This window comes from Roseateles sp. P5_E11 (assembly GCF_054049355.1).
Map to the genome: position 1 here is coordinate 1 of NZ_JBFUMO010000827.1, position 1,907 is coordinate 1,907.

A 1,907-nucleotide genomic window follows, 5' to 3' on the forward strand; every position below is an offset into this window, starting at 1 on the left:
GCCACGACACCCTGCCCCAGGGTCGCCACCCACATCTCCCCCGGCGGTGTCTCGAGCAGGCTGGTGATCTGGCTGTTGCCCAGCAGGTCCTCGTTCGCGGCGACGCCGGCCTCCCGCATTTCGACGGCTGGCGCCTCGCCGTTGTCGGCGAGCACGAAGACGCCATCGTGCTTGCCGCCGGCCCAGATGCGCCCGGCGCTGTCCTGGGCCAGGGCCTGGGGCTGGACGACGCGGCCCACCGCCAGTGGCACGGCCTGCAGCGGCGCGCCCGCGGCCGCGCGGCGGAACAGGCCCGCGGCGCTACCGATCCAGAGCTGGCCGCGGCGATCAAGCAGCAGGGTCCAGACCTGGGTGCCGGCACCGGCCGCCCAGCCGCCCACGGTGCTGGCACGCTCGATGCGCCCGCTGTCGGGATCCAGGTGGTCCAGGCCGCCGTCGGTCACGACCCACAGCCCACCCGCGCCGTCGTCGGCAATCTGCCGCACGCTGACATGGCTCAGGCCCGCGGCGCCACCGACCGGGATGGCGACGAAACGGTCCGTCGTCGGGTCATGCCGAAGCAGCCCTGCCGCGCTCGTGCCCACCCAGAGCCGCCCCTTGGCATCGCCATGCAAGGACTGCACATAGTTGTCCGGCAGGGCGCCGGGGCGCTGCGCATCGGCCTTGTAGACCTTGAAGTGGTAGCCGTCCCAGCGCGCCAGACCGCCGAGCGTGCCCACCCACAGAAAACCCTGGCCATCTTCGGCCACGGCCGTCGCGATGGCATTGGGCAAGCCCTGCTCCTGGCTGAGATGCTGGAAGCTGATGTCGGCGAGGCTGGACCAGCGCTTGGGCGCCGGTGCYGCAGTTGCCTCAGTCAGGCAGAGGGCCATGACCAGGCACAGCGCCATGCGCCAGCCAGTGGAAAGCCGCAGTCGTAACTCGCGCAGGAACACAGCAGGCCGACACAGGGCGGGCCATCGCGGCCCGGAACCGGCGATTCTCATTCACGCCGGGCCGGCCGGCGGCAAAGACGTGGCCGGCTGACGGTCTATTTCGCCAGCGCGGCCGCTACTTGACCAGCCGGTTCATCTGCGCCGCATCGAAGGCCTCGTCGCGCTGGGCGTCATCGGGCACGCAGTCACCGATCGGCCGGCCGGCCTGGGTCGACAACTTGCAGACCGCGCTCCAAAGCAGCGCGATCTGGTGCTCGTGGCCCGAGGCGCTGTCGATGAGGCCGCGCATGGCCATCGCGACCGGGTCGTCACCCTGGGTCACGCCATAGGCCGAGAAACCCATCTTGGCGGCCGCCTCCTCGCGGGCCTGTTCGCTGGCGGCCTCGATGATGCGCGCCGGGTTGCCCACGGCTGTCGCACCTGCCGGCACCGGCTTGGTGACGACGGCACCTGAGCCGATGCGCGCACCGGCGCCGACCGTGAAGCCGCCCAGCACGCTGGCATTGGCGCCGACGATGACGCCCGGGCCCAGGGTCGGATGGCGTTTGGCGCCTTTCACGAGCGAGGTGCCGCCGAGCGTGACGCCCTGGTAGATGGTGCAGCCCTCGCCGATCTCGGCCATCTCGCCAATGACGATGCCCATGCCATGGTCGATGAAGACCTTGCGGCCGATGCGCGCGCCGGGGTGGATCTCGATGCCCGTCAGAAAGCGGCTCCAGTGCGAGACCCAGCGCGCCAGCCACTTGAAGCCACGCTGCCAGAACCAGTGAGCACGGCGGTGGAACATCAGCGCATGCAGGCCCGGGTAACAGGTCAGCACCTCCCACGCCGACCGGGCGGCCGGGTCGCGTTCGAGGATCAGGGCGATGTCTTCGCGCAGGCGCTGGAACATGGTGCAGCCAGGGGAGAAAGGCAGGCCAGTTTAGGTGGGGCTACTTTGAGCCTGCTGGCACTACGGTCTTCTGCATCTGT

General features: G+C 70.3%; 2 protein-coding genes. Both read right to left on the reverse strand.

The window, feature by feature from the left end:
* Positions 1-890: ligand-binding sensor domain-containing protein (locus ACXJKR_RS31095; RefSeq protein ID WP_457326138.1), on the reverse strand; the 890-nt coding region annotated here is incomplete at its 3' end.
* A gap of 160 nt (positions 891-1,050) precedes the next feature.
* Entirely contained in the window at positions 1,051-1,827 is a 777-nt protein-coding gene (cysE, locus tag ACXJKR_RS31100; protein ID WP_056196844.1) for a serine O-acetyltransferase, read from the reverse strand.
* Positions 1,828-1,907: the final 80 nt, after the last annotated feature.

Bases quoted from the DNA above. Each gene is read 5' to 3' on its own strand.
- cysE (WP_056196844.1), bottom strand. From the start codon at position 1,827: ATGTTCCAGCGCCTGCGCGAAGACATCGCCCTGATCCTCGAACGCGAC.